This window comes from Promineifilum sp. (SeqCode), assembly GCF_041918635.1.
GTDB lineage: Bacteria > Chloroflexota > Anaerolineae > Promineifilales > Promineifilaceae > Promineifilum.
In genome coordinates this window covers 1-4,772 of record NZ_JAYRVJ010000455.1, presented here as the reverse complement: position 1 = coordinate 4,772, position 4,772 = coordinate 1, and the positions used below count along the sequence as shown (strand labels likewise).

The following is a 4,772-nucleotide window of genomic DNA, read 5'->3' as shown; positions in this document are numbered from 1 at the left end:
GCGACGTGGTGCTCGACCCGTTCTGCGGCTGCGGCACGACCATCCACGCCGCCCAGAAGCTCGGCCGGCGCTGGATCGGCATCGACATCACCCACCTCTCCATCGCCCTGCTCAAGTACCGGCTGAAGGACGCCTTCCCCGACCTGACCTATGACGTCATCGGCGAGCCGGAAGACCTGGACGGGGCGCGGGCGCTGGCCCGCGACAACCGCTACCAGTTCCAGTGGTGGGCTTTGTCGCTGGTGCGCGCCCAACCGCTGGGCGGCGAGACGGGGGCCAGGACGGGCAAGAAGGGGGCCGACCGGGGCATCGACGGGGTGATCACCTTCGTCGACGACGCCGGCGGCAAGGTCAAGCGCGTCATCGTCCAGGTCAAGAGCGGCAAGGTGGGCAGCCCGGCCGTGCGCGACCTGGTGGGCGTGCTCAACCGCGAGGGGGCGGCCATCGCCGTGTTCGTCACGCTGGAGGAGCCGACCAAGGAGATGGCGACCGAGGCCGCGGCGGCCGGCTTCTACCGCTCCGAACAGTGGGGGCGCGACTACCCGCGGCTGCAACTGCTGACCGTGCGCGAGCTATTGGCCGGCGCGGCCGTCCAGATGCCGCCCACGGCGCAGACGTTCAAGCAGGCGCGGCGCGAAAAGGACGCCGGCCCCCAGCAGGGGCGGCTGGAGTTGTAGCGTTGTAGGGCGGGACGGTATCCCGCCTCTTCACCCCCCCAACGCGGGATACTTGAAGCCTGGGAATTAAACACGGATAGGACACGGATTGAACGGATTCAACGGATTGACTGTCTTCAGAGCAGGTTTCAATCCGTAGAATCCGTCTTATCCGTGTCCTATCCGTGTTTAATTGGTCACTCTCAACCATTCCGCGCTACAACGAAGACGCGGGCAGGGGAGGCGAGGTTGAGAGAGGGGTAAGCCAGGCTACCAGACCGCTTTAAGTTGAAGAAACATGCTACAATGAGTAAGAGCGATGGAGCATCTCTGTCTCATCGTTCTCAGGCCGGAATGTAGAAAGCCTATGAAGGTAACAGCATCCGAGTTGAGACAACCCCTTCTACCACCCGACATGGCCTGGCTATTCCCGGAATACGCTTTTGCAACCATGGATATCCAGACACACCGGGGCGTCATCATCGAGCGCGTTCTGGAGCGCGGCAGTTGGGAGCAGGTCAGATGGCTGTTTGCCACCTATGGGGAGACGGCCGTCGCCGATTGGGTCAGCCGGCATGGCTTTCGTCTCCTTTCCAAGCGCTCCTTTGCCTTGTGGCGATTGGTTCTGAACGTTGACACCTACACGGCTCCCGATTGGGCCATCGCGGCCAAGCAACTGCCGGAGTCATGGTGAAGTTCTACGAGACGGCCATCACCCCATCCTGTCAGGAAGCGCTTGCGCTTCTCGCTAGCCACTCATTCCTCGAGGGTTTCTACTTGGCCGGCGGTACGGCACTGGCGCTGCAAATCGGCCACCGCCTTTCCACAGACCTGGATTGGTTCAGTTATAAGCAAACTCTGCTGGCTCTCGAGCGAGAAGAGATCGTCCGTACGTTAAGTACCGACGGTCAGTTTCAGATTGTCTCTGAGCAAGACGGCATGATCTACTCGAGACTGATCGGCACAGACGTTAGCTTTATCTTTCAGCAACATCCGCTCTTGCGCGAGACGGTGCATTACAAGGGTGCGCAACTGGCTTCGCCCATTGACATCGGATTAATGAAGTTGGCAGCAATCAACTCGCGCGGCGCGCGCCGCGATTTCGTGGATATATACTGCCTACGCCACATCATCTCTTTGGAAGAGTTGTTGACTCTAGCTCCTCAAAAGTATGCGAATCGTCCCGATTTCCTATCTATTGCGATCAGGGCATTGACCTACTTTGAAGATGCGGAGCAGCAGCCAATGCCACAGATGTATGTGGAAGCCTCCTGGGAGAGCGTTAAAGCCTATTGCCAGACGGCCGCCCGCAAGCTGGCGCGCGGTCTATCCAGATTGAATTAGGGAGGGCAGACACGCCGGTCTGCCCCTACGGCTAAAACCCTTCCAGCACCGACAGGTCAACCACCCCCCGCGCCAACCCCGCCACCCGCTGCAACAGCGCCAGCCGGTTCTCGCGCACGGCCGCGTCCTCATCCATGATCAGCACCGCCTCGAACAGCCGGGTGATGGCCGGCTCCAGCCGGCGCAGGCTGGCGACGAACGTCTCGACCGACCCATCCCTGGCCGCCTCAGCCTGGAGCAATTCGTCCAGCGCCGCCCGCTCCTCCGGCAGCCCCAGGGCGTCCGGCCGCAGGGCGTAGGTCTCCTTCAGCGGCCGGGTGATGCGCACGCAGCGGGCGTAGGCGTCCAGCAGCGCCGTCCAGTCGGGCGCGGCCATCGCCTCGCTCAGCGCCGCCGCCGCCAGCCGCGCCGCGTACGGGTCGCGGGCGCCCGCGGCGCTCTGGGCCAGCACCGCCTTGACCACGCTGGTGGCGTAGCCCGCCTCGCGCAGCACCCCCTCCAGCCGGCCGCCGATGAAGGCCAGCACCTCGGCCCGCGCCTTCTCCGACCAGGCCACGGGCAGCAGCGCCCCGGCCGCGTCCAGCCCCAACCCCAGGTCGAAGCGCTGCCGGTGGGCGGTCAGGTTCTCGATCAGGTGCAGCGCCGCCCGCCGCAGGGCGAACGGGTCGTTCGACCCCTTCGGCCCCAGCCCGGCGGCGAACAGTCCGGCCAGGCTGTCCAGCCGGTCGGCCACGGCCAGGGCCAGCCCCGGCGGCGTGCTGCTGACGGCCTCGTACTGCTCGGCGATGGCCGTGGCGACCGCTGCCGGCTCGCCGCTGCGCAGCGCGTAGTGGCCGCCCATCGCCCCTTGCAGGCTGGTCATCTCCACCACCATGCTCGTCGCCAGGTCGGCTTTGGCCAGCGCGGCGGCGCGGGCGGCCGTGGCCCGGTCGGCCTCGCCCAGCCCCAGCATCTCGGCCACGGCCGGAACCAGCCGCTCCAGCCGGCGCGTCTTGTCCAGCATCGAGCCGAGTTCCGTTTGGAAGGTCAGCTTGCCCAGCTCCGCCGCGAACGCCGCCAGCCCCTGCTTGGTGTCCTTGCCGTAGAAGAAGGCCGCGTCGGCGAAGCGGGCGCGGATGACGTGCTCGTTGCCGTCGCGGACGATGTCGAGGTGTTCCTCGTCGCCGTTGCGCACGGCCACGAAGTAGGGCAGCAGCTTCTCCCCCTTGTAGACGGGGAAGTAGCGCTGGTGCTTGCGCATGACGGCCACCAGGGCCATCGGCGGCAGGGCCAGGAAGCGCTCCTCGAACGCGCCCAGCAGCGGCGTCGGCCGCTCCACCAGGTTGGTCACCTCGTCCAGCAGGCCGGGGTCGTCGGGGATCGTCCCGCCCTTCGAGCGGGCCAGCGCCGCCGCCCCTGTGGCGATGGCCGCCCGCCGCGCGTCGCTGTCCAGGACGATGGTCGCCCGCTCCAGCGCCGGGAGGTAGTCGGCCGCGGTTGGCACCTCGATGGCCGGCGAGCCGTAGGGGCGCAGGCCGTAGGTCGTCCGCCCGCTGCGCACCCCGGCGTAGGTGAAGCCCACCAGCGCCGGCCCGTGCAGCGCCAGCAGCCAGCGCAGCGGCCGGCTGTAGTAGACGTTGGTGTGGTTCCAGCGCATGGGCTTCTCGAACTTCAGCCCGGCGACGAGGTCGGGCAGGCGCTCGGCCAGCACCTCGACCGACGGCCGCCCCGCCTCGCGCACCACGGCCGAGACGTAGCGCTTGCCGCCCTCTTCGACCACGCTCAGGTCGTCCACCGACAGCCCCCGGCTGCGGGCGAAGCCCACGGCGGCCTGGGTCGGCCGGCCGTCCTTGTCGAAGGCGCGGTCGGCCGGCGGCCCCTTGACAACACTCTCCAGGTCGGCCGTCCGCGCCGCCAGCCCCGCCACCAGCACGGCCAGCCGGCGCGGCGTGCCCTGAACGGTGACGCCCTCATGGCTCAGGCGGGCCGCGTCGAGCAGCGCGGGCACGGCGGCGCGCAGTTGCGCCAGCGCCGCGTCCAGGTCGCCGGCCGGCAGTTCCTCGCCGCCGATCTCCAGCACGAACAGCTCGCGCTCGCCCAGTTCGGCCACAGCCGGCGCGGCGGCGGCGGCCGTCCCGTCGCCGGTGTCCACGGCGTCGCCGGCCGACCAGCGCTTGTTGTCGGCGAAGGGGTATTCCAGCCGCTGCCGCTGCTCGATGTAGGCCGTCGAGACCTTGTTGGCGACGCGGCGCATGCGGCCGAAGTAGTGCGCCCGCTCCGTCACGCCGATGGCCCCGCGCGTGTCCAGCACGTTGAACAGTTGCGAGCACTTCAGGTTGTAGTCGTGGGCCGGAGCGACGAGGCCGTGCTCCAGACAGCGGTACGCCTCGCGCTCATAGGTCTCGTAGATCAGCTTCAGCGCGTCCACGTCGGCCACGGTGAAGTAGTACTGGCAGTGCTCGATCTCCGACTGGAGCAGCGCGTCGCCATAGCCCACGCCCGCGCCGTAATCCATCTCCCAGACGCTGTCTTTGCCTTGCAGGGCCAGGGCGATGCGGTCCAGGCCGTAGGTGATCTCGACCGAGACGGGGTCGAGATCGACGCCGCCCGCCTGCTGGAAGTAGGTGAACTGGGTGATCTCCTGCCCGTCGAGCCACACCTCCCAGCCCAGCCCCCACGCGCCCAGCGCCGGCGACTGCCAGTTGTCCTCGACGAAGCGGATGTCGTGCTCGCGCTGGCTGATGCCGATGGCCTCCAGGCTCTTCAGGTACAGCTCGATGGGGTCGCCCGGAT

Annotated in this window: 4 protein-coding genes; 3 read left to right on the top strand and 1 reads right to left on the bottom strand. The window is 67.5% G+C overall.

Annotated elements, in window-relative coordinates:
* From ACE3UY_RS13915 to ACE3UY_RS13905, 3 genes are all read left to right on the top strand, one after another.
* On the top strand, positions 1 to 677 hold a 677-nt coding region (locus ACE3UY_RS13915), incomplete at its 5' end, for a restriction endonuclease (RefSeq protein WP_374688111.1).
* Between the two features lie 298 nt (positions 678 to 975).
* Positions 976 to 1,350, top strand: coding sequence for a hypothetical protein (locus ACE3UY_RS13910; protein ID WP_374688110.1), 375 nt, complete (start codon positions 976 to 978; stop codon positions 1,348 to 1,350).
* On the top strand, positions 1,344 to 2,000 hold the full coding sequence (locus tag ACE3UY_RS13905) for a nucleotidyl transferase AbiEii/AbiGii toxin family protein (RefSeq protein WP_374688109.1): 657 nt from the start codon (positions 1,344 to 1,346) through the stop codon (positions 1,998 to 2,000). Before ACE3UY_RS13910 ends, ACE3UY_RS13905 begins: the two co-directional genes overlap by 7 nt.
* Positions 2,001 to 2,031: 31 nt before the next feature.
* Here the strand turns inward: ACE3UY_RS13905 and glyS are convergent.
* A partial coding sequence (gene glyS / locus ACE3UY_RS13900; RefSeq protein ID WP_374688108.1) for a glycine--tRNA ligase subunit beta occupies positions 2,032 to 4,772 on the bottom strand: 2,741 nt, incomplete at its 5' end.

What these genes read in the sequence shown, in the direction of transcription:
- ACE3UY_RS13910 (WP_374688110.1), top strand. Translation starts at nt 976, where the DNA reads ATGGAGCATCTCTGTCTCATCGTTCTCAGGCCGGAATGTAGAAAGCCT.
- ACE3UY_RS13905 (WP_374688109.1), top strand. Translation starts at nt 1,344, where the DNA reads ATGGTGAAGTTCTACGAGACGGCCATCACCCCATCCTGTCAGGAAGCG.